At 60.4% G+C, this 25923-nt stretch carries 5 protein-coding genes; all 5 read left to right on the top strand.

Features of this window, described 5'->3' with window-relative positions; all coding sequences use genetic code 11:
* Positions 1-148: 148 nt before the first annotated feature.
* The 5 genes from AC6I8C_RS12935 to AC6I8C_RS12915 all read left to right on the top strand — a co-directional run bounded on the left by AC6I8C_RS12935 (position 149) and on the right by AC6I8C_RS12915 (position 25404).
* The gene (locus AC6I8C_RS12935; RefSeq protein WP_497822717.1) at positions 149-18154 is read left to right on the top strand and encodes an Ig-like domain-containing protein; all 18006 of its coding nucleotides are present in this window, start codon (positions 149-151) and stop codon (positions 18152-18154) included.
* A gap of 346 nt (positions 18155-18500) precedes the next feature.
* The gene (locus AC6I8C_RS12930; RefSeq protein ID WP_497822716.1) at positions 18501-20417 is read left to right on the top strand and encodes an Ig-like domain-containing protein; all 1917 of its coding nucleotides are present in this window, start codon (positions 18501-18503) and stop codon (positions 20415-20417) included.
* 304 nt (positions 20418-20721) lie between these two features.
* A complete protein-coding gene (locus AC6I8C_RS12925) occupies positions 20722-22077 on the top strand; it encodes a TolC family outer membrane protein (RefSeq protein ID WP_013358552.1) in 1356 nt (451 codons plus the stop codon).
* A 16-nt stretch (positions 22078-22093) separates the two neighbouring features.
* Complete coding sequence (locus AC6I8C_RS12920) at positions 22094-24238, top strand: type I secretion system permease/ATPase (RefSeq protein ID WP_497822715.1); 2145 nt, start codon at positions 22094-22096, stop codon at positions 24236-24238.
* Positions 24235-25404, top strand: a complete 1170-nt coding sequence (locus tag AC6I8C_RS12915; RefSeq protein ID WP_013358550.1) for a beta-barrel domain-containing protein — start codon at positions 24235-24237, stop codon at positions 25402-25404. The genes AC6I8C_RS12920 and AC6I8C_RS12915 overlap by 4 nt, the downstream gene beginning before the upstream one ends.
* Positions 25405-25923: the final 519 nt, after the last annotated feature.

The raw sequence follows: 25923 nt of genomic DNA, 5'->3' as shown, positions 1-25923 counted from the left end.
AGCTTTGCTTTGCCATTTCTACATACGCCAGGTTGAGACGCCTTCTGTCGTTCAGAAGGTGAAACTATGTGTGAAGGCTGTAACCATAAAATAATTTTATGTTTATAGATTCAGTATATTAGCTAATCTGGTGGAATAGAGGTTACAAATGGCAGAACTCACGCAAGGCCGTGTAGACATCATCTCGCGCGAAAACGGCACACTCCTCTCACAGACCGCTGGCGGTTCGTCGCAATCCATTAACCTCACCGAACCCAGCGTTGTGCGCATCAGCGGCACGCGCGACATGGTGACGCAGTTCGAGCGCCAGGGTAACGATCTGGTGCTGAAAATGCGTGACGGCAGCACGGTACGCTATCAGAAATTCTTCCTCGATGACGCCGATGGCCAGCACAGCGAACTGGTGTTCGATGATGGGGTTAATCCACCGGAACATGCACTCTTTCCGCAGACTGCCGAAGGCGCTGAACTCGCCTCCAGTTCGGTTACGCCCACCTATGAATCACTCGACAGCGTAGAGCCGCTACTGCTGGCGGATAACACCAACACCTCAATGGGCGTGATCACCGCGGGCGGTCTGGGTGTGCTCGGCTTAGCCGGGCTGGCCGTTGGCATCGGCGGTGGTGGTAGCGGTGGAGGAAATGGCGGCGGCAACGATGGTGGCACCGATCCCGGTACGCCGGTTACGCCAGGGACGCCTGCCATCACCCTGAATGCATTCGCTGGCGATGATGTACTGGATAACGCAGAAAAAAACACCGATCAGGTACTGAGCGGCACTACCAGCAATGTTGAAGCAGGTCAGATTGTTACCGTCACGCTGGGCGGCCAGACCTACAACGCCACCGTGGGTGCGGATGGCAGCTGGAGCGTTACAATCCCGGCTGCGGCGCTGGCGGGACTTGCGGCAGGCACCACCACCATTGACGTCAGCGTCACTAACGCAGCAGGCACGGCGGCCACCGGCAGCCTGCCGATTACCGTTGCCGCCGCCGATCCCGGCACGCCCGCGACCCCAGCTATCAGCCTGAACCCGTTTGCGGGCGATAACCTGCTGGATAACAACGAAAAAACTACGCCACAAACGGTATCCGGCTCCACCAGCAATGTTGAGGCGGGTCAGACAGTTACCGTCTCGCTGGGCGGCCAGACCTACAACGGCACCGTGGGTGCGGATGGCAGCTGGAGCGTTGCGATTCCGGCTGCGGCGCTGGCGGGACTCGCCGCAGGCACCACCACCATCGGCGTCAGCGTCACTAACGCAGCGGGCACAGCGGCCACAGGCAGCCTGCCGATTACCGTCGCCGCCGATCCCGGCACGCCTGCGACGCCGGTCATCAGCCTGAATCCGTTTGCGGGCGATAACCTGCTGGATAACAGCGAAAAAACCACGCCACAAACGCTGTCCGGCTCCACCGGCAATGTCGAAGCAGGGCAGATCGTTACCGTGACTCTGGGCGGCCAGAGCTACAGCGGCAGCGTAGCAGGCGACGGCAGCTGGAGCATCATCGTGCCTGCCGATGCGCTGAGCGCGCTGGCCTCCGGCACTACTACCGTCACGGCAACGGTCACTAACCAGGCGGGAACCGCTGCCAGCGGCAGCCTGACTCTTACCGTAGAGGCACCGCTGACCCAGCCGGGTACGCCGGTCATCACCATCGACCAGTTTGCCGGGGATGACATCCTCAGCAATGCTGAGAAAAGCAGTGACCAACTGCTGAGCGGCTCGACCACCAACGTTGAAGCCGGGCAGATTGTTACTATCACGCTGGGCGACCAGACCTATAGCGCGCTGGTGGATGCGCAGGGCAACTGGAGCATCACGCTGTCGCCTGCACAGCTGAATGCACTGGCCGCCGGGACGGTGGCCATTTCGGCGGTCGTCACCAGTCAGGCTGGCATTGAGGCCAGCGAAAACCGCGCCATCAGCGTCGATACGCCGGTGGTTACGGGCCCGCCAGCGGTCACCGTGGATGACTTTACCGGTGACAATCAGCTGAGTAACGCGGAGAAAGCCACCGACCAGACGGTGACCGGCAGCACCAGTAATATCGAACCCGGGCAGGTGGTGACGGTGACGCTGGGCGGTCAGACTTACAGCGGCAGCGTGGACGCGCAGGGCAACTGGAGCGTGACATTGCCATCAGCAGCCCTGAGCGCACTGGCGGCAGGTGAAACCACCCTGACGGTTTCGGTCAGCAATGCTGCCGGTAACACCGTGACCGGCAGCCTGCCGATCAGCGTGGAAGCGCCAGTGACGCAGCCGGGCGAACCGACCGTGACCATCGGTCAGTTTGCCGGGGATGACATTCTCAGCAACGATGAAAAAGGGACGGCCCAGACACTCTCCGGCACGACCACCAATATCGAAGCGGGCCAGACGGTAACCGTCACCCTGGGGGGGCAGACTTACCTGGGCACCGTCGATGGCAGTGGAAACTGGAGTGTGATTATTCCGGCAGCCGCGCTGGGCAATCTGCCTGCGGGCTCGAATGCCATTGGCGTCACCGTCAGTAACGCCGCGGGCGTCACCATCAGCGAAACACGCGATATTTCGGTGGATGCGCCGACAACAGAGCCAGGCGTACCGGCCCTGACTCTGAATGATTTCGCTGGCGATAACGAGCTGAGCAACGATGAAAAGGCGGTTGATCAGCTGGTCAGCGGCACCACCAGTAATGTTGAAGCCGGGCAACTGGTGACGGTTACCCTGGGCGGCCAGACCTACAGCGCCAGCGTGCAGGCTGATGGCAGCTGGAGCGTCACCGTTCCGTCAGCTGCGCTCAACGCGCTGGCAGCCGGCACGACCACACTCACCGTTTCGGTCAGTAATGCGGCGGGCGATGTCGCAACTGCCGCGCAGCCGATCACCGTCGAAGCCCCGGCAACGCAGCCGGGTCAGGCCACCGTGACCATCGACGCCTTTGCCGGGGATGACATCCTCAGCAACAGCGAGAAAGCCAGCGACCAGTTGCTGAGCGGCACCACCACCAATATCGCTGAGGGGCAGCAGGTTACTGTTACGCTGAACGGAGAGACCTTCACCGCCACGGTCGGCGCAGATGGCAGCTGGAGCGTCACGATTCCGGCCAGCTCGCTGGCTGCGCTGACAGCCGGAAGTGCGACCCTGAACGCTACCGTTAACGATCAGTCCGGCACGCCAGTCAGCGAAACCCGCGACTTCCTCGTAGAGTCATCAGGCACCGCGCCAGGCACCCCGACATTAACCATCAATGCCTTTGCTGGCGACAACGTCCTGAGCAACGATGAGAAGCTGGACGCTCAGGCGGTCTCGGGCAGCACCACCAATGTCGAAGCCGGACAGATTGTCACGGTGACGCTGGGCGGCCAGAACTACAGCGGCACGGTCGGCGCCGATGGCAGCTGGAATATCGCGATTCCGGCCAACGATCTCCTTGCCCTGGCTTCGGGCGCTGCCTCGCTGGTCGTGACGGTCAGCAATGCGGCTGGCACGCCCGTCAGCGATACGCTGGCGATTACGGTAGAACCTCTGGTTACCGAGCCAGGCCAGCCGGTGATCACAATTAATCAGTTTGCCGGTGATGACGTCCTGAGTAACGACGAGAAAACCAGCGACCAGCTATTGAGCGGTACCACCACCAACGTTGAGGCGGGCCAGATTGTCACGGTCACGCTGGGTGATCAGACCTACAGCGCCACGGTTGGTGCGGATGGCAGCTGGAGCCTGAGCGTCCCTGCCAGCGCGCTGGCGGCACTGGCGGCGGGCAGTGCCACTATCGCGGCCACGGTTACCAGTCAGGCGGGCGTAACGATAAGTGAAGATCGGGTGATCGCGGTGGAAGCGCCTGCGGAGCCGGGCACGCCGACAGTCTCGATCGCCCTGTTTGCCGGTGACGATCTGTTGGATAACAGCGAGAAGGCCGTCGATCAGACGCTGTCCGGCAGCACCAGCAACGTGGAGGCGGGCCAGACGGTCACCATTACCCTGGGCGGTCAGAATTACAGTGCGCTGGTCAACCCGGACGGCAGCTGGAGCACGCAGATCCCATCTGCGGCGCTCAGTGCCCTGGCGGCAGGCACCACGGCCATCACGGTGAGCGTCACGTCGGTAGCCGGTGCTTTAGCCACCGACAGCCGTGACATCAACGTCGCGCCGGCAGCCGGTGAACCGGGTGTGATCACTATCAGCGAGCCTGTCAGCGTTGATGGTTTCCTCAACCTGCAGGAGCTGAGCAGCGATCTGATCATCAGCGGCTCGGCGGTGGGCGTCAATCCGGGCCAGGCGGTGCAGCTTAACTTCAACGGCAACAATTACAGTGCGGTGGTGGGCAGCAACGGCTTCTGGAGCATCACCGTTCCTGCTGGCGACCTCAGTGGTATCACCGACGGCGTGAAACCGATCTCGGTTACCGCAACCGACGCCAGTGGTGCATTGCTGACCGACTCCGCTCAGCTGAATGTGGTCACCACCACGCTGCCGCAGATCACGCTGGATGAGAGCGCGCTTACCGATGGCATTCTTAATCAGACCGAAGCGGGCAGCGATCTGCTGATCGGTGGCAGCACCGGTAAAGCGGTGGCGGGCCAGTTGGTCGAAGTACAACTTAACGGCAAAACCTACAGCACCACGGTCAATGACGATGGCAGCTGGAACCTGACGCTGCCTGCCGCCGATCTCGCCTTACTGCCGCAGGGCGCTAACGGCCTGACCATTACCGCGATTGATGAGGCGGGCAACCGCGTGGACGAGACGCTGAACTTCAGCGTCGACTCGCTGCCACCGAACCTGATTGTGGCGGAGGTGGCAGGTGGCGATGGCATTCTTAACAGCACGGAAGTGGCTGCAGGGGTGCCGGTCAGCGGTTCAGGTGCGCTGCCGGGCGAAGGGGTGACGGTCTCGCTGAACAACGTCATTTATAGCGCAACCGTGGATGGGCAGGGCAACTGGACGGTGGATCTGCCGCCAGCGGCGCTGCAGGCGCTGTCAGATGGCAGCAGCTATACGCTGGTGGTTACCCTGACCGACGCCAGCGGCAACATCGCGACCCAGGCGCAGACGCTGGTCGTCAGCACGCAGCCGCCGGTTGCCACCGTCACTGCACCGGGCGGGGATGGCGTTCTGACCCGCAATGAACTCACGGAGCCGCTGTTGATCAGCGGAACCGGCACCGCGGGCGACAGTGTAGCGGTCGGGTTAAACGGTAAAACTTACGTTGTTATCGTGGACGAAAACGGTAACTGGAGTGCATCCGTCCCGGTTGCCGATCTTGCCACGCTAAGCAACCAGACTTATCCGGTTACCGTGACTGTGACCGATCCGGCTGGTAACAGCAGCACGCAGGATACCGATCTGCGGGTTGCTACTGAAGCGCCTGCTCTGACTCTTAACCCGCTGGACGCTGACGGCGTGATCAACATCAGCGACGCGCAGCAGCCGCTGATTGTCAGCGGAACCGGCGAAGAAGGTGACATCATTCGTGTCACGCTCAATAACCTGACCTACAGCGCCGTAGTGGCGCAGGGTGGCAACTGGAGTGTAACCGTTCCGGCTGCCGACCTGGCGGGTGTGCCCAACGGTACTCAGCTGGTCTCAGTCGTCGCGACAGACGCGGATGGCAATACCACCCAAGCCAGCAGTTCACTGATTTTCGCGACCACGCCGCCACTGCTGGACGTCTCGACGCCGGGCAGTGATGGTTATATCAACATCGCTGAACACACGCAGGATCTCACTATCGACGGGCGCGGGGGGACGCAGGGCGACACGGTGGCAGTGAGTTTCAATGGCGAAACCTACTCCGCTACGGTTGACACCAATGGCACATGGAGCGTGACGGTGCCCGCCGCCATCATCAGTCAACTGGGCGATGCACTCTACCCGGTTGATGTGGTAATCAGCGACGCTTATGGCAACAGCACGACCGTCGCCTCCAGTGTCACGGTGCTGGCGGCAACGTCACCGGCGCTGACCATTGATCCTGTGACCGGCGATAATCTGGTCGACAGTGCGGAACAGCTCACTGACATTCTCGTCACCGGTAACGTCACCGGCGTACCGGCAGGCCAGCCGGTATTACTGACCATTAATGGTCAGTCTTACGACGGGGTAGTTCAGGCGAACGGAAGCTGGAGTGTGACCCTGCCCGCCGGATCGCTGGGTGCCGCGGGCGATAAAACCTTTACCGTGGCGATTACCGACGTGGCCGGAAACCCGGCGCTGCCTGCTCAGGGCCAGTTCACCGTGATCACGACCAACGTACCGTCGCTGTCGATTGCCCCGATCAGTGACGACAACGCACTCAACGTGCTGGATGCACAGAGCGATCTGATCCTCAGCGGCGGTTCCGCAAACCTGCCGGCGAACAGCCCGATCAGCGTGACGCTGGTGCCCGGCGGCATCCTTTACAGCACCACAACCGATGAAAACGGCAGCTGGACCCTGACCGTGCCAGCTGCCGACCTGGCGAACCTGGCGCAGGGTAACACCACCGTTACCGTCACCTCAGGGGATGTACAGACCAGCCAGACGCTGCTGGTGGCAACGACGCCGCTGGCAGAACCCCAAATCAACACGCCTTTCACTGATGGCATTCTCAACACTGAGGAAGCCAGCACAGCGCAGACGCTGACCGGCTCCGTCCAGCCAGGCCAGGCCGTGAGCGTGACCCTGGGCGGCATCAGCTATCCGGCAACGGTAGCGGCAAATGGCGACTGGAGCGTCACGCTGCCGCCAGATGCGCTACAGGCACTGGCGCAGGGCAGCAATCCCGTTACCGTGACGGTGAGCGATGTCGCCGGTAACAGCACCAGCATCAGTGAGCCGATAACGGTGGATACCGGGGTACCGGCACTGACCGTTAACCCGATTGCCATCGATGGCATTATCAATGCGGCTGAAACAGCCAGCGATCTGACCGTCAGCGGCACCGTCGCCCCGGGCAGTAGCGTCAGCCTTGTGCTGAATGGTGAGACCTACAGCGCCACGGTTGCCGCGGATGGCAGCTGGACCGCCACCGTACCCGCTGCCGATCTGCAACAGCTGACGGATGGCCGTTACGATCTCAACGTGACCGTTACCAGCGTCAGTGGCAACGTTGCCACCACGCCATTGCCGGTCACCGTGGATACCACCGCACCCGACTTCAGCATTAATGCGCCCGCTGGCGATGGCGTGCTGAATATCGCGGAGCAGGCTGCTGGTTTCAGCTTCAGCGGCGCAGGCAGTGAAGGCGACCGCGTCAGCGTGACGCTGAATGGCGTCACCTACACCGGCACGGTTGATGCGGACGGAAACTGGGGGCTGGCCGTACCACCTGCTGCGCTTGCCGGTCTGACCAACGGCACCAGCTATCCGGTGGTGGTCACCGTCACCGACGCGGCTGGCAACAGCAGCAGCCAGAACAGTGCGCTGACGGTTGCTACCACGCCGCCGCCGCTGGTAGTCGCCCCGGTCAGCGGGGACAACGCGCTGAACACCGCTGAACTGGCGGAGCCGCTGGTCGTCAGCGGCAGCGGTCAGAACGGCGACATTGTTACGGTCCAGCTCAATGACCAGCTCTACAGCACCACCGTCGGCGTGAATGGGCAGTGGGCGCTGCAAATCGACGCCAGTGATCTGGCGGTGCTGCCTCCGGGCACGAATCCGCTGACCGTTACCGAAATCAATGCTAACGGCAACCAGAGCAGCCAGGTGGTTGATCTGAATGTGGCAACCTCGCCGGACGTGCAGCCTGTGCTGACCGTCGATAGCAGCACCTTTGCCGGTGACGGTATCGTCACGGCCGCAGAACAGTTACAGCCGGTTACGGTGCGCGGCAGCAGCAGTAACGTCGAGGCGGGCCAGCAGGTCGTCATCACCCTGAACGGCACGGACTACAGCGGCGTGGTCGGGGCCAGCGGCAACTGGAGCATTACGCTGCCTGCGGGCGCACTGGCGGAACTGGGCGAGGGCAGTCAGACGCTGAACGTCAGCGTGATCAACGCCGTCGGCAATACCGCCACCAGCCCGCTTAACTTCACTGTGGACAATACGCTGCCATCGATCGCGCTGGCACCGATCGGCGACGATAACTACCTCAATGCCCAGGAGCTGGGCGGTGCCGTTGTGGTCAGCGGCAGCACCAGCGGCCTGCCTGAGGGCAGCTTTATTACCGTGCTTGCCAACGGCACCACAGCAAGCACCAGCGTGGCGGCCGATGGAAGCTGGAGCCTGACCTTACCGGCAGGCACCTTTAACGGCGCAGCCGATGGCCCGCAGACGATTAGCGCTACGGCCACCGACGGCAGCGGACAACAGCTTGCCACCAGCGACGCTACCCTGACGGTGGTGGCCAGTGCACTGCCGGTGGCCACCCCTGGCGTGGCTTTTGATGACGGTATTCTCAACGGCGACGAAGCCGTCAGCGGCGGCGTGATCACCGGAAACACCGGCGTGCCTGGTGACGGCCAGACGGTTATCGTCACGCTGGGCGGTACGAACTACAGCGGTACGGTCGACGCAACGGGTAACTGGCAGGTCGCGGTTCCGCCAGCGGCGCTCTCTGCGTTGCCACAGGGCATCACGCCTTACACCGTGGTGGTCAGTGATGTAGCAGGCAATAGCAGCCAGGCTAACGGCAGCCTGGTGGTGGATACCCTGCCACCGGTGCTGAACTTCATCACTCCCTCCGATGGCATTATCAACGCCGCTGAGAGTCAGCAGCCGCTGACGCTGACCGGCAGCAGTGAAGCCAATGCGCTGATTGTGGCCAGCTTCAACGGCACCAGCCTGAGCACCACCGCAGACGTCAACGGTAACTGGTCGCTGGATCTGCCCGCCACGGTTTATACCGGGCTGGGCAACGGCACCTATCCTCTGACCGTGACCGCCAGCGACGCAGCAGGCAATGCCACCACCACCAGCCGCGATCTGGCGCTGAAAGTGGAAGCGGGCACGTTGCCGACCCTGACGCTGGATGCCTTTGCCGGTAACAATGTTGTCGATGGTGCGGAACGCCTCATCGATCAACGTCTGACCGGCACCACCACCAACGTCGAAGCGGGCCAGCTGGTCACCGTCACCCTTGATGGCACAGTCTACAGCGCCGCTGTGCAGGCGAGCGGAGCATGGAGCCTGATCGTGCCAGCCGGTGCGCTGGCGGCAATTGCGGATGGTAGCGCCAGTTTCACCGTGGCGGTCAGCGACGTGGCGGGCAACACCACCACCACTAATCTCACCTTTGACGTTAACAGCAATGCGTCTGGCCTGGCGATGGATGCCATCAGTCAGGACAACTATCTGAATGCGCAGGAGCTGGGTCAGCCGCTGATTGTCACCGGCACCTCGGCGAATGTGCCTGAAGGCAGTCTGGTCACGCTGCTGTTTAACAACATCAGCTACACCGCGCAGGTTTCGGCCAGTGGTCGCTGGAGTGTGATCGTTCCGGCTGAGTCACTGACGGCACTCGCCGACGGGCCTTACACCGTCACGGTCACCGCGACGGACAGCGGCGGGGCGACCCTGAGCAGCGAAGCCGCGCTCAGCGTGCTGGCGACGCTGCCAGCACCGCAGATCGTCTCTGCTTTTGGCGATGGTCTGCTTAACAGCAGCGAAATCACCACGCCACAAACTCTGAGCGGCACAACAGGTGTGACAGGTGACGGCCAGACGGTGAGCGTGGTTCTCAACGGCGTGACCTACAACGGCACGGTCGGCAGCAATGGCAACTGGCAGGTCAGCGTGCCTGCCTCCGCGCTGGCCGATCTGCCGGAGGAGACGCTTAACTACACCGTTAACGTGCAGGATGCGGCGGGTAACACCAGCAGCAGCCAGGGCAGCGTCACGGTCGATCTGACGCCACCAACCCTGTCGCTTGATCCGGTAGCGGGCGATAACAGCGTCAATATTGCCGAAAGCACCGCGCCGATTGTGCTCAGCGGCAGCAGTAATGCCGAAGCCGGTCAGCAGGTCACCCTTACCCTTAATAACCAGATCTGGACCACCACCGTGACCCAGGATGGCGACTGGAGCCTGACGCTGCCTGCGGGTGCCCTGGCAGGGATTCCGGCCGGTTCGTATACCCTGACCGTGACGGTCAGTGATGCGGCGGGCAATCCGGTTACTGAGACGCGTGAAATCACCGTCGCAACCGGTGCCCTGTCGGTCAGCATTAATACGCCGTTTGGCGACGGCTACCTTAGCCAGGCTGAAACGGCGGTCAGTCAGACGCTGAGTGGCAGTACCGGTGTGGCGGGCGAGGGCCAGACCGTCAGCGTGACGCTGGGCGATAATGACTACACTGCCGCAGTCGATGCGCAGGGCAACTGGACGCTGACCTTAACGCCAGCGCAGGTGCAGGCACTGGCTGAGGGCGTGACGACCCTGGTGGTCAATGCCAGCGATGCCGCCGGTAACAGCGGTTCGCTGACCAGCGCCGTCACGGTCGATCTCACCCCGCCTGCGTTAAGCATTAACCCTATCGGCGGCGACAACGTCATCAACTCAGTTGAGGTACTGGAAGCGGTCGCTATCAGCGGAACAGCTTCAGTCGCGGATGCCGGACAGACGGTCACCGTCAGTTTCCAGAATACCGATTACACCACCCAGGTACTCTTTGATGGTACGTGGCAGGTGACCCTGCCTGCCGGGGTTGTGCAGGGGCTGGCAGATGGGAGCTATCCGGTCGATGTAACGCTCAGTGATGCGGCGGGCAATCTGACCACGGCGACCCAGACGCTGACGCGTGATGCGGACAGCCTGAATCTGCCGACCCTGACCATCGGGGCAATCAGTGATGATAACTTCCTTAACCAGGCAGAGTCGCTGCAGGATCTGAGCATCGGCGGCACCAGCACCAATCTGGTGGAAGGCCAGCTGGTAACGGTAACGCTCAACGCCATTCAGTACAGCGGCACGGTGGCCGCAGATGGCAGCTGGACGGTGACCGTGCCGGCCGCCGATCTGGGCAATCTGCCGGATGGCGATCAGCTGCTGATCGTGGTCTCAGCGGATACCTCTGGCAACCCGGCCAGTGCCAGCGCCAGTCTGGTCGTGCTGGCCAGCGCGCTGGTTCAGCCAACGCTGACCCTGAACGTGGTGGCAGGCGATGATGTGATCAATGCTACTGAGGCTACTGCGGATGTCGTGGTCAGTGGTGCCAGCACCCTGCTGGCGGCAGGAACGCCGGTAACCGTGTCGTTTAACGGTACTGACTACAGCACCACGATTGACGCTGACGGTAACTGGACGGTGACGGTACCGTCTGCAGCCTTCATCAACGTTGCGCCGGGCAGCACGCAGACCTTTACCGTCACCGCCAGTGATGTCGCCGGTAACCCGGCGGTCGCCACACAGGAGGTCAGTTTCAGCACCACACCGCCTGTGCTGACGGATATTACGGTCAATGCGGGTGACACGCTAAACCTGGCGGAGTCGCTGCAGGATCTCACCATCAACGGCACCACCACCGGCGCTCTGCCGGTGACGGTGACGCTGAATAACGTCAGCTATACCACCACGGCGGATGCGGACGGGAACTGGACCCTCACCATTCCCACAGCCGATGTGCAGCAGCTGGCAGACGGCCCTAACGTCATTACCGTGTCGGTCACTGACGCGGCGGGCAATGTCACCACCGACACCACCACCACACTGGATGTGGCGTTTAATATCCTGCCAGCGCTGACCCTGAACACGCCGTTTGGCGATGCGCTGGTCAGTGCAGCAGATGCCGAAGGCGCGTTAACGCTGAGTGGTGACAGCACTAATCTGCCGGAAGGCAGCGTAGTGAATATTACCGTCGGCACACAGACTTTCAGCACCACGACCGATGCCAGCGGCAACTGGACGCTGAACCTGGCAGCGGGCGCACTGACGGGCCTGGACGACGGACTGACACAAGTGGTGGTCACCGCCACGGATGCGGCAGGAAATCCGGCGCAGGTTACCGCAGGCGTTGAGATCCTGCAGACCCCGCCGGTTTCCGCCGACTTTGCTGCAACACAGTTCGGCGATAACGTGATTAACATCAGTGAAGCGGGTTCCGTTCAGCTGGTCACAGGCACGTCTAATCCTGTTGCGGGCCAGACCCTCAGCGTCACAGTCGGCGATGACAACATCCCGCTGTCGGTGACGGTCGATGCCAGTGGCAACTGGACGGCCAGCCTGACACCGGAGGTGATCGCCAGCCTGGGTGCCGGTGAACACACGCTGACCCTCACCACCACGGATCGGGCCGGTAACAGCATCACAGAGACGCAGACCTTTGTCTCAGCGATTACCCCGATTGCCGCGCCAACGCTGGATACGCCGTTTACGGATGGCCGTCTTAACGCGGCGGAAGCGGCAACGGACGGTACCCTGACCGGTACAGTCAACAGTGCTGATCCGGCCTCGGTGGCGGTGACTATCAATGGCACCGTCTATGCTGCGACGCTCACTGATGGCGGTGCACGCTGGTCACTGACTCTGCCGCCTGCCGTATTGCAGTCACTGCCGGATGGCAACCTGCCGGTCAGCGTGACCGTCACCGACGTGAGCGGCAACATCGGCACCACCAGTGGTTCGCTGCAGGTCGCCGTCAATACGCTGCCGGATGTCACGCTGATCCTGCCGTTTGGTGACGGTGCGTTGAACGCCACCGAAGCGGGAACAGAGCAAATCCTCAGTGGCACCACCGGCATTACCGGTGCAGGACAGACGGTATCGGTGCTGATCGCCGGCTTTAACGGCGACCAGCCGCTGGCCGCCACGGTGCAGAACGATGGCAGCTGGTCGCTGACCCTGTCGCCAGCGCAGTTAGCCACCTTCACCAGCGGCACGCATACCATTACCGTGACCGCTACCGACATTGCGGGTAATAGTGACGTGACGGCCCTGAGTGTGGTAACCGAAGTAGCTGTGCCGGTGCCGACCTTCAACTCTGGCGCGTTTGGCGGCGATAACCTGCTGAACATCAGTGAAGCCGCGGCAGGGATTACCCTGACCGGCAACACCGGAAGCGTGGGAGATAATCAGGCGGTCAGCATTACTGTTGACTTCAATGGCAGCCTCTATTCCGGCACGGTAGATGGCAACGGTAACTGGAGCGTAGATATTCCGCCGAATGCGCTGAGTTCACTGCCGGGCGGTGCGCAGTCACTGACGGTTAACATTGTGGATGCGGCGGGTAACAGCGCATCGGCACAGCTTCCGTTCACTGCTGATCTCACAGCACCACTGCCTGCGGTCAATCCGGCATTCCTCGGCGGCTATGTGAATGGCGGCGATGTGGCCGCAGGGGTTACGCTGAGCGGCACCACCGGTGAGGCGGGCGCAAATCAGACGGTGCAGCTGACGCTGGGCGGCAACACCTACAGCGCCACAGTGGATGCGAATGGTAACTGGACGGTACCGCTGACCCAGGCGCAGCTTTCAGCGCTGCCGGATGCTACCTATCCGGTCACCGTGACGGCCACCGATGCGGCAGGCAACAGCACGACGATTAACAGCTCACTGGTGCTCGACACCACGCCACCGGTACTGAGCACTAACGCCTTTGCCGGTGACAACGCACTGAACTACGCCGAGAGCATTCAGCCGCAGATCCTCAGCGGCACGGCAACGGGTGCAGAGACGGGCGCCGTGGTCACGGTCTCGCTGAATGCCACGACCCTCGGCACCGCCGTGGTTGACGGTAACGGCAACTGGAGCGTGACGCTGACGCCAGAGCAGATGGCCACCTTTGGGGCATCCACAACCCTGGCGCTGGCAGTGACTGACCTGGCAGGTAACACCGCCAGCGGCAACGTCGCGGTGACGGTGGATCTGACGCCACCGCCAGGCCCGCTGGTGACGCTGGGCACGGTTTCGGGCGACAACATCATCAGCACCCAGGATGTCGCGGGTGGCGTCGTCCTGAGCGGCACCTCGGCTAACCTCGGTGCAGGTGGGGTAGTAACGGTGGTGGTGAATGGTGTGACCTACGCCACCACGCTGGATGGGTCAGGCAACTGGTCAACGGCTGCGTTGCCGGTCAGCGCCTTCGGCAATGCGGACGGCAGCGTCGCCATCACGGTGAATGCCACCGACGGTACGACCCCTGTCACCGTCAGCGGTAACGTGCTGATTGATCTGACGCCGCCGGCCCTGACGATCAATGCCTTTGCGGGTGACAACCAGGTCAATGGTAATGAAAGCGCCACCAGCCAGACCATCAGCGGCACCGCCGATGTCGCTGAAGCAGGCCGCACGGTGGTTGTGACCTTCAATAATCAGACGTACAGCGCAGTGGTGCAGAGTAACGGCAGCTGGTCCACCACCGTTCCTGCCGGCGCGATGCAGGCCCTGACCGATGGCAGTACGCCGGTGATCACCGCGCAGCTGGCAGATGTCGCCGGTAACGTGACGACTGCGACACAGCAGGTGACGGTGGATACCGCCGCGCCGCTGGTCCAGGTTGACGCGCTGGCGGGCGATAACGTGATTAACGCCGCTGATCTGGCCGTCAGTCAGGTGCTGACCGGCAGCGCACAGGGCGCAGAAGGCCAGACCATCGGCCTCTACCTGGGCGATGCCGCGCCGATCGCTACCGCAACGGTGGGTGCAGATGGCCGCTGGAGCATTGATCTTGCACCGAATGTCCTGTCGGGTCTCACTGACGGCGCGCTGGTGTTTGGCGTGCGGGTCAATGATTTAGCCGGTAACCAGACCGACGCCACGCTGACGGTCAACAAAGTGGTCAACAGTGCCCTGACGCTGGTGGTTGATTCGGTATTCGGCGACGGAACGCTCAGTGCGCTGGATACCACCGTCGCGCAGACCATCTCGGGAACTGCGACGTCGGCAGGTGTCGGGGCCACGGTATCGGTGGTACTGGGCGGCACCACGCTCTCTGCGTCTGTGGGTCAGGATGGTAAATGGGCCATCGTGGTGCCACCTGCGGTGCTGGATCTGGTCACCGACGGCAATCTTGCCGTTAACGTCACCCTGACCGATGCGGCGGGCAACACCCGCACCGTGGGTGAAACCGTAACGGCGATTGTCGATGCGGTACCGGTGGTGGGCGCGCTCACCGGGCTGTTTGGCGGCGATAACCTGCTGAACATTGCGGAAGCGGCAGCCGGGCAGCTGGTGGGTGGCGTAATCAGCAATGCGGCTGCAGGTTCACAGGTGACGGTGACCTTCGGCAGTAAAACTTACAACACCACCGTGCAGGCGGGCGGAGCATGGAGCGTTAGCCTGCCGGGCAGCGATCTCACCTCACTGCTGGATGGCAATCTGACGCTGGGCGTCAGCGTCCGGGATGCGGCGGGTAACGTCGCCTCGAATAGCGCGTCGATTGGCATCTTTACCCAGACACCATCCATTTCCCTGACCTCTCTGTTTGGCGATGGCGTGCTGAATCTGGCCGATATCGCCACCGGTCAGGTGATCAGCGGGGTGGTGAACAACGTTGCGCAGGGCAGTGTGGTGACGCTTTCGGTGGGCAACAGCCAGCTGACCGCGACCGTGGGTGCGGGCGGTGCCTTCAGCGCCACGGTGACGCCGGATATCCTGGGCACCCTGGCGCAGGGCAACCTGACGGTGGGGGCGTCGGTAACGGATGCAGCGGGCAACACCGCCAGCACCAGCGCCGGTATTCGCGTCGATACACTGCTGCCAACCATCACGGTAAATCCGCTGTTTGGTGACGGTCTGCTGAACGTGGCGGATGCGCTGGTCACACAGGTGATTGGCGGCGTCGTCGGCGGTGCAGAAGCGGGATCGCGAGTCGTCGTATCAGTAGGTTCTCAGCAGTTTGTGACGGCAACCGATGCCAGTGGCAACTTTAACGTCTCACTGACGCCTGCGCTGCTGCAGGGGATTGCCGATGGCAATCTCACCGTCGGCGTCAGCGTCACCGACAGCGCCGGTAACACAAGCAGCACCACCGCCGGCGCGCTGGTGGGTATTCACAATCTGCCGAAGGTTACGCTCAATCCGTTGTTTGGTGATGGCGTGCTGAACCTGGCGGAATCGCTGGTGAGCCAGACTATCAGCGGCACGGTCTCCGGCGTGGCAGCGGGCAGCAGCGTCAGGCTGGCCATTGGCAACACAACGGCCACTGCGCTGGTCAACGCCGATGGCACGTTCTCCACCACCGTTTCGCCAGCCGTGCTCTCGACGCTGCTGAACGGTAACTTCACTGTCAGCGCGGCGGTCACTGACCCGGTCGGCAACGTCAGCAGCACCAGCGCAGGCGTGTCACTGGGACTGGTGCAGCCAACCCTGACGGTGAATACGGTGTTCGGCGATGGCGTTCTGAGCGCTGCCGATCTGGCCTCGAACCAGACCCTGAGCGGGACCTCCAGCCTGTCAGCGGGTTCTACTGTCAGCGCCACGCTGAATGGCCTGACCTACACCACCAAAGTGGCGAGTGGCGGCAACTGGAGCATCAGCGTGCCGAAAGCGGATCTTGCCGCCATCACTGACGGCAGTAAAACCGTGACGGTGACCGGCACCGATGCCTACGGTAACGTGGCGAACAGCAGCGGAACACTGAGCGTTATCAGTCAGTCGACGCCTGTGGTCGCCATTACCTCACTGTTTGGTGACAATGCCCTCAGTGCAGCCGATGTCAAAACCGCGCAGACTATTTCAGGTACCGCCAGCAACGCCGAAGGATCGGTGGTACGCGTTACGCTGGGTGGCCAGACTTACAGCACTACGGTGAGCAGTAACGGCAACTGGAGTCTCTCTGTGCCGGCGGCTAACCTCGCCGCGATTGCGGATGGTCTGCAGACCGTGACGGCCAGCGTCATCAACGGCGCGGGCAGCAACGGTTCCACCTCGGCGTCGCTGGGTGTGGTGAGTCACACCACGCCGACCGTCAGTGTGAACAGTTTCTTTGGTGGCGATGGTTATCTCAACATCGCGGAAGCCAATACGGCTGAAACCATCAGAGGAACCAGCACCAACGCGGCGGGCGGCACCGTAACGGTTAACGTGGCAGGTAATGTCCTCACTACGACCATCGGCGCGAATGGGGCATGGAGCATCAGCGTGCCGTCAGCGACGCTGAAAGGGATCGCAGATGGCAGCCATCCGCTGACCGTCACGGTGACGGACATTGGGGGCAATACCGCGACCAGCACCAGCAGCTTTACTGCGCTGTCCCATAATCAGCCGCTGGTCGGGGTTGATCCGGTGCTCAGCATCGTCGGTTCTCTGCTTACCGGTCTGGTCGTGCAGGGGGGATCCCTGAATGCATCTCAGGGATCGAAAGTCAGCGTGACGCTGCTGCTCTCCAACGGCAGCAACGGACCGACGCTGAATACCACCACCGATGCCCTGGGGCGTTACGCGGTTAACTTCTCACCGTCACTGCTGTCGGTGGGAGGACTGCTGCTGTCGCTGAACACGCTGGCAAAAGTCTCCATCACTGACGTGGCCGGTAACAGCTATACCACCACCAACACCCTGTTGCTGGGTTCACTGCTGCCGGTAACGCTGGCGGCCACCGAGTCTGTGGCACTCTTCTCGGTGGCGGACGACAGCGCTACCGTCGCCAGTGCCAGCGTGGAAACGCAGCATAACAGCAGCACCAGCAGCGACGATAACAGCGCCCATGTAGCCGTGGCCTCGACGCTGATTACCGAAGCGGATACGGTGACGCCGGTCACCAGCAGTGAAACCGTGGTGGCCAGTGAAACCGCTGTGGCGGCGGCACCGGCAGAGGAGGTGGGTTACACCATTGGCGGCGTCGTGATTACGCTGGCCGATGGCAGTACGGCAGAAGGCGCTTCGGTGACCGGCAGCAGTGGGGCAGATACCGTGACGGTCAGCGACCTTAACTTTACCCATATTGATGGCGGCGCAGGCACCGATACACTGGTGCTGAATGGTGAATATCTCAATCTGGATCTCACCGCGCTGGGCCTGAAAGTTGAACACATTGAAGTGCTCGATTTGGGTAAAACCGGCACCAACTCTGTGAAACTCGATCTCAATGATGCACTTAATATTACGGATAAACAGAGTGATGATTTGCTGATCAAAGGCGCTGATGGCAGTCAGGTGACACTGGCGAACAGTAATGGTGGTATCTGGGAAGTGACCGGCGAGCGCACGGTGGAGGGCAGAGTCTTTGAGATCTACCACAACTCGGCGCTGAGCAGTGAAAACACCCTGGGTGATGTGCTGGTGCAGCAGAACCTGCAGGTCCACGTGGCGTAGTCACAGCAACGTCTGTCAGGTCGTTCTGAGAAGCGGGTGCGCAGGCACCCGCTTTTTTTTGTTTTAGTCACGTAATAATTTCACTTTCCAGATTATCGCCACTATTCATTAGCAGAATGAAAGATTAGGGTAAGCGCAGCAAACGGCGTGACGCCGTAAATCAGCATTCTGGCTCCATTTGTCGCTTTTATCAGCGTCTTCTTTCATCATCCCTGTTACCTGCGGGTAATCAGTTCCGACCAGCGGAAACGGGCAGCGTCAGCTGACCCACTACCCATCGTCAGTCTTAACGTCCGGTTTATCCGGGCGTTTTGGTCTGCGTTTCTGTTCTGAACTGAGGTTACCTATGTCAACACGCGATACGCTTCGTTCCGTCCGGTTCGAATCCATTTTCCAGACGGCGGTGAGCGACTTTGCCGTCGCCGACAGCGCGCTGCCCGCCATTGCGCCAGTCGCAACGCAGAGTCTTAATCTGCCCGTCACCCCTTTCTCTGCGGAGTCACCGCATAGCAGCCCGCTCAACTACAGTGCCCTGGCGGTCAGCGCGGTTGAGAGTACGCCACCCGCTGCTCTGCGCCCCTATGAACCGATTGCCAGAGATGGCGTCATTGCCGCCTGGGAGGCGCAAAAGCCGGTGCATCTGCGCGGCAGGGCTGAAGGCGAAGCGGGCTCAACGGTCACGCTGACGTTTAACGACCAGAGCTGGCACAGCACCGTTAACAAGTGGGGCTACTGGAACGCCTCCATGCCGGCTGATGCCCTGAAAGGGGTGCCGGATGGCAATCACAGCCTGGCGCTGACCATCACCGATAAAGCGGGCCACAGCACCACGACCGACGTCGATTTTGGTCTCTATGTTGATCGCACCATCAAACCGACTCTGACAGTAGACACGGTCAGTGGCGACAACGCGGTAAATATTGCTGAGAGCATTTACGGCGTTGAAATCAGCGGCAGCGCAACGCACCTGCCGGCGGGGTCATTGCTGAAATTAACCCTGGGCACGCAGACCACTACTGCCCACATGGAAAGCGACGGCAAGTGGTATGGCACTTTCCAGGAAAGCGATATGCAGGCGCTGCAGGATGGTGTCTACAGCCTTAAAGTGACGGCGACCGATCCGAATGGAAAAACCGCAACCGATTATCATGACCTGACGCTGATTACCCACCTGAGCAGCCTGCCAAAAATTACCTTTGATAAGGTTACGTCGGACGACGTGATTAATCTGGCGGAAACCCAGCAGGATCTGCTGCTGAGCGGCACGCTCTCTTCCGTGATGCCGGGTCACCGGCTGGTGATCACCGGGGCCAACCAGAAAGATTATGCCGCCACAATAGGCGAGGATGGCCACTGGCAGGTGGTGATCCCGGCGGCAGAGGTAAACGCGTTTATCAACCTCGGCGAGATCCGCGCCTGGTCGATCGACGGGGCCAATAACTACACGGATGCCACGCATGAGCTGAATATCCACACCGGCTTTATTCCGATCTACACTGAAATGGATCTGGGCGATGACATGACGCTTAACTATCAGGAGGCGCAGCACGATCTGAGCTTCTACGTTGAGGGCTGCAACACGCTGGAGATCAACGGCAAAACCTACCAGCCCGATGCGCAGGGCATGGTGACGCTCACCTCCGGCGAGCTGATGGCGCTGCCGGATGGCCCGGTCGCCGCCACTTTTTATCGCCACGATGAGTATGGCAACAGCGATACTCAGAACTGGGAGACACTTTTTACCGTCGCCGTGCATCAGCGGCCGACGCTGACCCTCGACACCGCCTTTGATGACAACAAAATTGATTCCGCCGATGTGAACAGCTGGCATCTGATCCAGGGCAGCTCCAGCCATCTGCAACCGGGCAGCCTGGTAGAATTAACGCTGGGCGATCAGCACTACAGCGCCAGCGTAAAAGCGGATGGTGGCTGGGCGCTGACCATTCTGGCCGGACAGCTGGCACCGCTGGATGATGGTGAGTATCAGATGACGGTCAGCGGCAAAGACAGCGCCGGTAATCTGGCTACGGCCAGCCAGACGGTGCAGGTGGCATCGCATACCGAAACGGGCAGCCTGGTGGCAAATCAGACGGTGGATCACCTGCTGGAAACGGTCACTCTGACTCAGCAGGCGGAGACCGCGCACGTGGCGCACGCCTCCACGGCCTCTGCCGTTCCGCAGGAGAGTCATCTCTTCTCCGATGTTTCTTACACCCTTGCCGATCATCTGCTACAGCATCCTGCGGCACAGCCGATAGTCTGACGCCAACACATTAGTAAAATCACTGCCTTCCGGACAGGTCTGTTAAGCCTGTCTGCATTGGCATGGATTCCTTTGTTGGTTGTTTTTCGTCCATGCAGGAGAAATATTAAAGAATTCATCTGTTTTTAGCAGGAATATACGAGGGATATGATCTAATAATGTTAAAGGTCGTTTAGCGTCCCGCTTGCGAACCATAAATAAAATAACGTAATAATGCTGTCTGGCTCTGAGATACACCCCTTTTTGCTCGCTTTGTTCACCAGGAAAAACACCATGATGATAAGAACCCCTGCTGGTATGGATAATGAACAAAGCGCGATTGACTTTTTTGTTGTGCGCCCTGAGTGGCGTGGCAGTGCCCGCGGCCTTTGCCGCACCGTTACCGAAAGCTGAATTTAACTGGCGCGCCGCGCCAACCGAAGAACAGATTGCCAGCTTAACGCTGCGCGACGCCATTCTCCGGGCCTTTGCCCGCAATCCGAAAATCTCGGAAGCGGCGGCACAGATCCACGTCGGTGAGGGGGATCTGGATGCCGCCCGCAGCGCCTGGTATCCGCAGATCTCACTGCAGGGTGCCGCGGGACGCTCTCACCAGACCGACTCCGCTGGCAGTCTGAACAATAATGGCTCCGGCGGTATCACGCTCAGTCAGCTGCTTTACGACTTTGGCCGCACCGGCAGCGCCATTGATGAACAGCATGCCCTGTCAGAGGCCTATCGTTTCGGCCTGTTCGATTCGATGACGACCGTGGCGGAAGATACGCTACAGGCCTACCTCGAAGTCAAACGCTACCAGGCGCTGTCTGAAACGGCGCACACCAATATTGCCTCGCTGCAGCGGGTACGGGATATTGCGAAACTGCGTGCCGATGCCGGACTCAATTCCCAGTCAGATGTTTTGCAGGCGGAAACCCGCATCGCCGCGATGCAGGCCACGCTGGAGCAATATCGCGCCCAGCTGCGTTCCGCCACCGCGCAGCTGACCGTGCTGACCGGTGTGGTGCCCGCCACGCTGCCCGAACTGCCCCAGGCGTTGCTGAAACAGCAGATTACCCTCGACAAAATTGCCTATGAAAGCAGCGCCGCAGTACGCAGCGCGCAGTCTAAACAGGAAGCCGCCCGTGAGCGGGTGCGCCAGGCTCAGTCCGGGCACTGGCCGACCATCAAAGTGCAGGCGGGCCGGACCCGCTATGAAAACGATCGTTCGTCTTACTGGGATGATGAAGTACAGCTGCAGGTGGAAGCGCCGCTTTATCAGGGCGGCATGGTGAATGCCAAAACTGAGTCAGCGGAGGGCGATCGCGAAGCGGCACAGGCTGCGGTGCAGCAGGCCAAACTCGCCATCAATCAGAACGCCTCGACTGCCTATGCCGACATGATCGGGGCACAGCAGCGGCAGGCCGCCGGAGAAGTGCAGCTGGCCAGCGCCGACCATACCCGTAATGTCTACGCCGATGAATATCGTCTGAGTAAGCGCAGCCTGAACGATCTGCTGAGCGTGGAACAGGATGTGTTTCAGGCCGACAGCTCACGTATCACCGCGCTTTACGATGGCTGGGACGCCACCGTGCGCTATGCCGCCGCGGTAGACAATCTGCTCGATATCATGGGTATCGATCGCCAGCAAAGCAGCGGCGATCTCCTTCCTTCGCTGCAATAGCGATAAGGCATTAATAATGAGTACATCAACCCTGAATACCGATAACTGGATTGCCGCCATGCTGCGCGTCGCCGCGCGATTCGGTAAACCTGCCGATGGCAAAACCCTGCGTCAGCAGATGCGCTGGTTTGAACATCTGCCGGTGTCGCAGCAGCTGGAGCGGCTTTCCGGGCTGCTCGGACTGCATCTGACCATGGTGCCGCAGAACAAACTGCGCTGGCGTCAGGAGATCACCCCGGTAGTGCTGGTGCTGGAAAATGCCAGCGTGGCGGTGCTGGAGAGCATCGATGCCGACGGCAGCGCACGCTACTGGCTCAGTGAAGGCGGTGATGTGGTGCGTGAAAGCGCCTTATCGGAACTGCTGGCCCGCGCTCAGGGCGATGTCGGCGTGATTGGCGTGGCGGCGCGTGGTCGGGATGCGCGCATCGACGAATTTGTTCAGCCCTATGAGCCACACTGGTTCTGGAAAAATTTTCGCGGCATGGGGCGCCGTATCACCGAGATCTCGCTGGCCTCGGTGATCAGCAATGTGCTGGCGCTGGCCGGTATCCTCTTTTCGATGCAGGTCTACGATCGGGTGATTCCGGCGCAGTCGCAGTCCACGCTCTGGGTGCTGTTTGTCGGGGTGCTGATCGCCGCGGCCATTGAGTATGTGATCCGGCTGATGCGAACCCAGGTGTCAGACCTGATGGGTAAACGCATCGACCTCAAAGTCTCGGCCATGCTGTTTGCCCGGGCGATGAGTATCCGTAATGAGGCGCGGCCAAAATCGACCGGCTCCTTTATCTCGCAGCTGCGTGAGATCGACCAGGTGCGCGAGTTGCTGACCTCAACCACGGTGGGTGCAGCAGCCGATCTGCCGTTTGTCATCCTGTTCCTGTTTATCATGTCGTTTGTGGGCGGCTGGCTGGTGCTGATCCCGCTGGCGGCGATTCCGCTGATCGTTATTCCCGGCCTGCTGGTGCAGATCCCGATGGCGCGGCTGGCTAAAGAGGGGCTGCGCGAGGGCGCGCTGCGCAATGCGGTGCTGGTGGAAACCATCGAAGGGATTGAGGATATCAAGGCGCTGCAGGCAGAACCCTATTTCCAGCGTCAGTGGGAACAGACCCACGAAGTCAGCGCTTCAATCAGCAATCAGCAGCGGTTATGGGGCGCACGCCTGACCGGCTGGGCATCGACCGTGCAGCAGCTCACCTATGCGGGGATGCTGGTGTTTGGTGTCTATCTGGTGCTCGATTCGCAAATCACCACCGGTACGCTGGTTGCCTGTAGCCTGCTCTCATCCCGCACCATCGCTCCATTAATGCAGCTGACCATGGTTTTCTCACGCTGGCAGCACGCCAAAATGGCGATGAAAGGGCTGGATGAGCTGCTGAAAAAGCCTCTCGATCAGCCTGAAGCCGCCACGCTGGCGCACTGTCCGACGCTTACCGGCCAGTACGATCTGCGCAATGTGCATTACAGTTATGATGAAGAGAATGAAAAAAATGTGCTCCACGTGCAGCAGCTGCAGATCAAGCCCGGCGAGAAGATTGCCATTCTGGGCAAAGTTGGGGCAGGGAAGTCGACGCTGCTGAAGATCCTGGCCGGTCAGGCGCTGGCCACTCAGGGCAAGGTCATTGTCGATGGCGTCGACATTGAGCGTATCGATCCTGTCGATTTACGCCGCCAGCTCGGCTGGCTGTCGCATGACACCCGTCTCTTTTTTGGCACGCTGCGGCAGAACCTGATGCTGGGTAATCCTCACGCCAGCGAACAGGAGATGCTGCAGGCGCTGCGCATCAGCGGCGCGCTGTCGCTGGTCCAGCAGGATGCCGCCAGTCTGGATCGCATTATCAATGAAGGCGGACGCGGGCTGTCAGGCGGGCAGCGTCAGATGGTGATGCTGAGCCGGATGATCCTGCGGCAGCCGCAGGTGGTGCTGCTGGATGAGCCGACTGCGGCCATGGATGAACAGCTGGAGGAACATGTGATCCGTCAGTTACAGGGCTGGATCAGTGGCCGGACGCTGGTGCTGGTGACGCACCGTCCGGCGCTGCTGAAGATGGTCGACCGTATTGTGGTGATGGATAACGGCCGGATTGTGGCCGATGGTCCGCGTGACGAGATACTGCGCCGTGCGACGACGCCAGCGACGCCAGGGAAAGGAGATGCTGTATGAGTCTGGTTATTGTTGATAAAGATCTTGCCCGTCATGAGCGCCGGACATCGGCAATTATCTGGCTCTGCACCGCCGCGCTGGCGATTTTTCTTATCTGGGCGCACTTCGCCATTCTGGATGAGGTGACCGTCGGCACCGGCAAAGTCACGCCCTCCAGCCGGGCGCAGGTGATTGACAGCCTTGACGGCGGCATCGTCAAACAGCTGAATGTGCATGAGGGCGATATTGTTGAGAAAGGGCAGGTGCTGGCGACGCTCGATCCGACGCGCTTCCAGTCCAACTTCGGCGAAGCGCAGGCCAAAGTGCGCACGCTGCGTGCCTCATCCGAAAGGCTTGAGGCGGAGTTGTCGGGCACGCCGCTGACGTTCAGCGCCGAAACCCTGAAGGAGCCGAATCTGGTCACGCGCGAACGGCAGCTCTACGAGTCGCGTCGTCGTAATCTCACCGAAACCATCAGTAACCTGCAGCAGTCGCTGAAACTGGTACAGGATGAACTGCGGCTGACGGAACCGCTGGTGGCTAAGGGCGCGGCAGGGCAGGTCGAGGTGATTCGTCTGCGCCGTCAGGTCAGCGATCTGCGCGGTAAAATTGATGAGGCGCGTAACGACTATCTGGTGCGCGCCCATGAAGAGCAGGTGAAAAACAATGCTGAACTGGATGCACAACTGCAGGTTGCTGCGGGCAAAGAGGATCAGCTGACGCGTGCTACGCTCTACTCGCCGGTACGCGGCATCGTCAAAGATATTCAGGTCACTACGGTCGGTGGCGTACTGGAGCCAGGCGGTAAGCTGATGGAAATCGTGCCGCTGGAGGATCAGCTGCTGATTGAGACGCGCATCAATCCACGTGATATCGCCTATATCCGCCCCGGTCTGGCCGCCACCGTAAAAGTGACCGCCTATGACTCTTCTATCTATGGCGACCTGCCCGGCGAAGTTGAAACAGTGTCGCCCGATACCCTGCAGGATGAGGTAAAACGCGATCAATATTACTATCGTGTTTACGTTCGTACCCAGAAAGCCGAGCTGACCAACCGTGCCGGACGAAAATTCCCGATTGTGCCGGGTATGGTGGCCAACGTGGAGATTAAAACGGGTCAGAAATCGGTCATGGACTATCTGATTAAGCCGCTGAATAAAGTCAAAGAATCGCTGCGCGAGCGCTGAAAATCAGCACCATCCCCCACTATCCGCCTGCTTAATTACGGTGATAAATTAACATGGCGGATATTTCATCATTCCGTGTGCAAAGCGTGCGCAATTTAACACTCTGTGCGGAAATGAGGCGTAGTTAATTTAACCCGCTTAAGAAAGTTTACGCGGATATAACGGAACGGCAAATTTCAGGCAAAAAAATGCCGGACGATTTGTCCGGCGGGAAATAATAAGTTGTACATCTCATTCGGGGAGAATGAAGGTAATAATGGAATAAATGATGATAGCGGGGTCTATTCTATTACCAGATCCCGCAAAAGTTTTATCATTCAGTGCTTCAGAAGTGTCTGATGCAACCTGTTGATAACAAAGAATACAAATTGAGATTGACGATTCGTGCGCTGATTTTTATCGATCCGTGCTGGTTATTAGTTCCCCGATATTTACATTAAGAAATAACTGTTTCGATCTGTGAAACACTTTTGGGAATTTAGTAGCATTTTCCTGGTGGATTATTGCCCGTTATATAAC

Source organism: Pantoea sp. X-Soil-YNGN-844 (assembly GCF_059730595.1).
The sequence above is the reverse complement of the archived record's forward strand: the minus strand, read 5'-3'. Positions and strand labels throughout refer to the sequence as shown.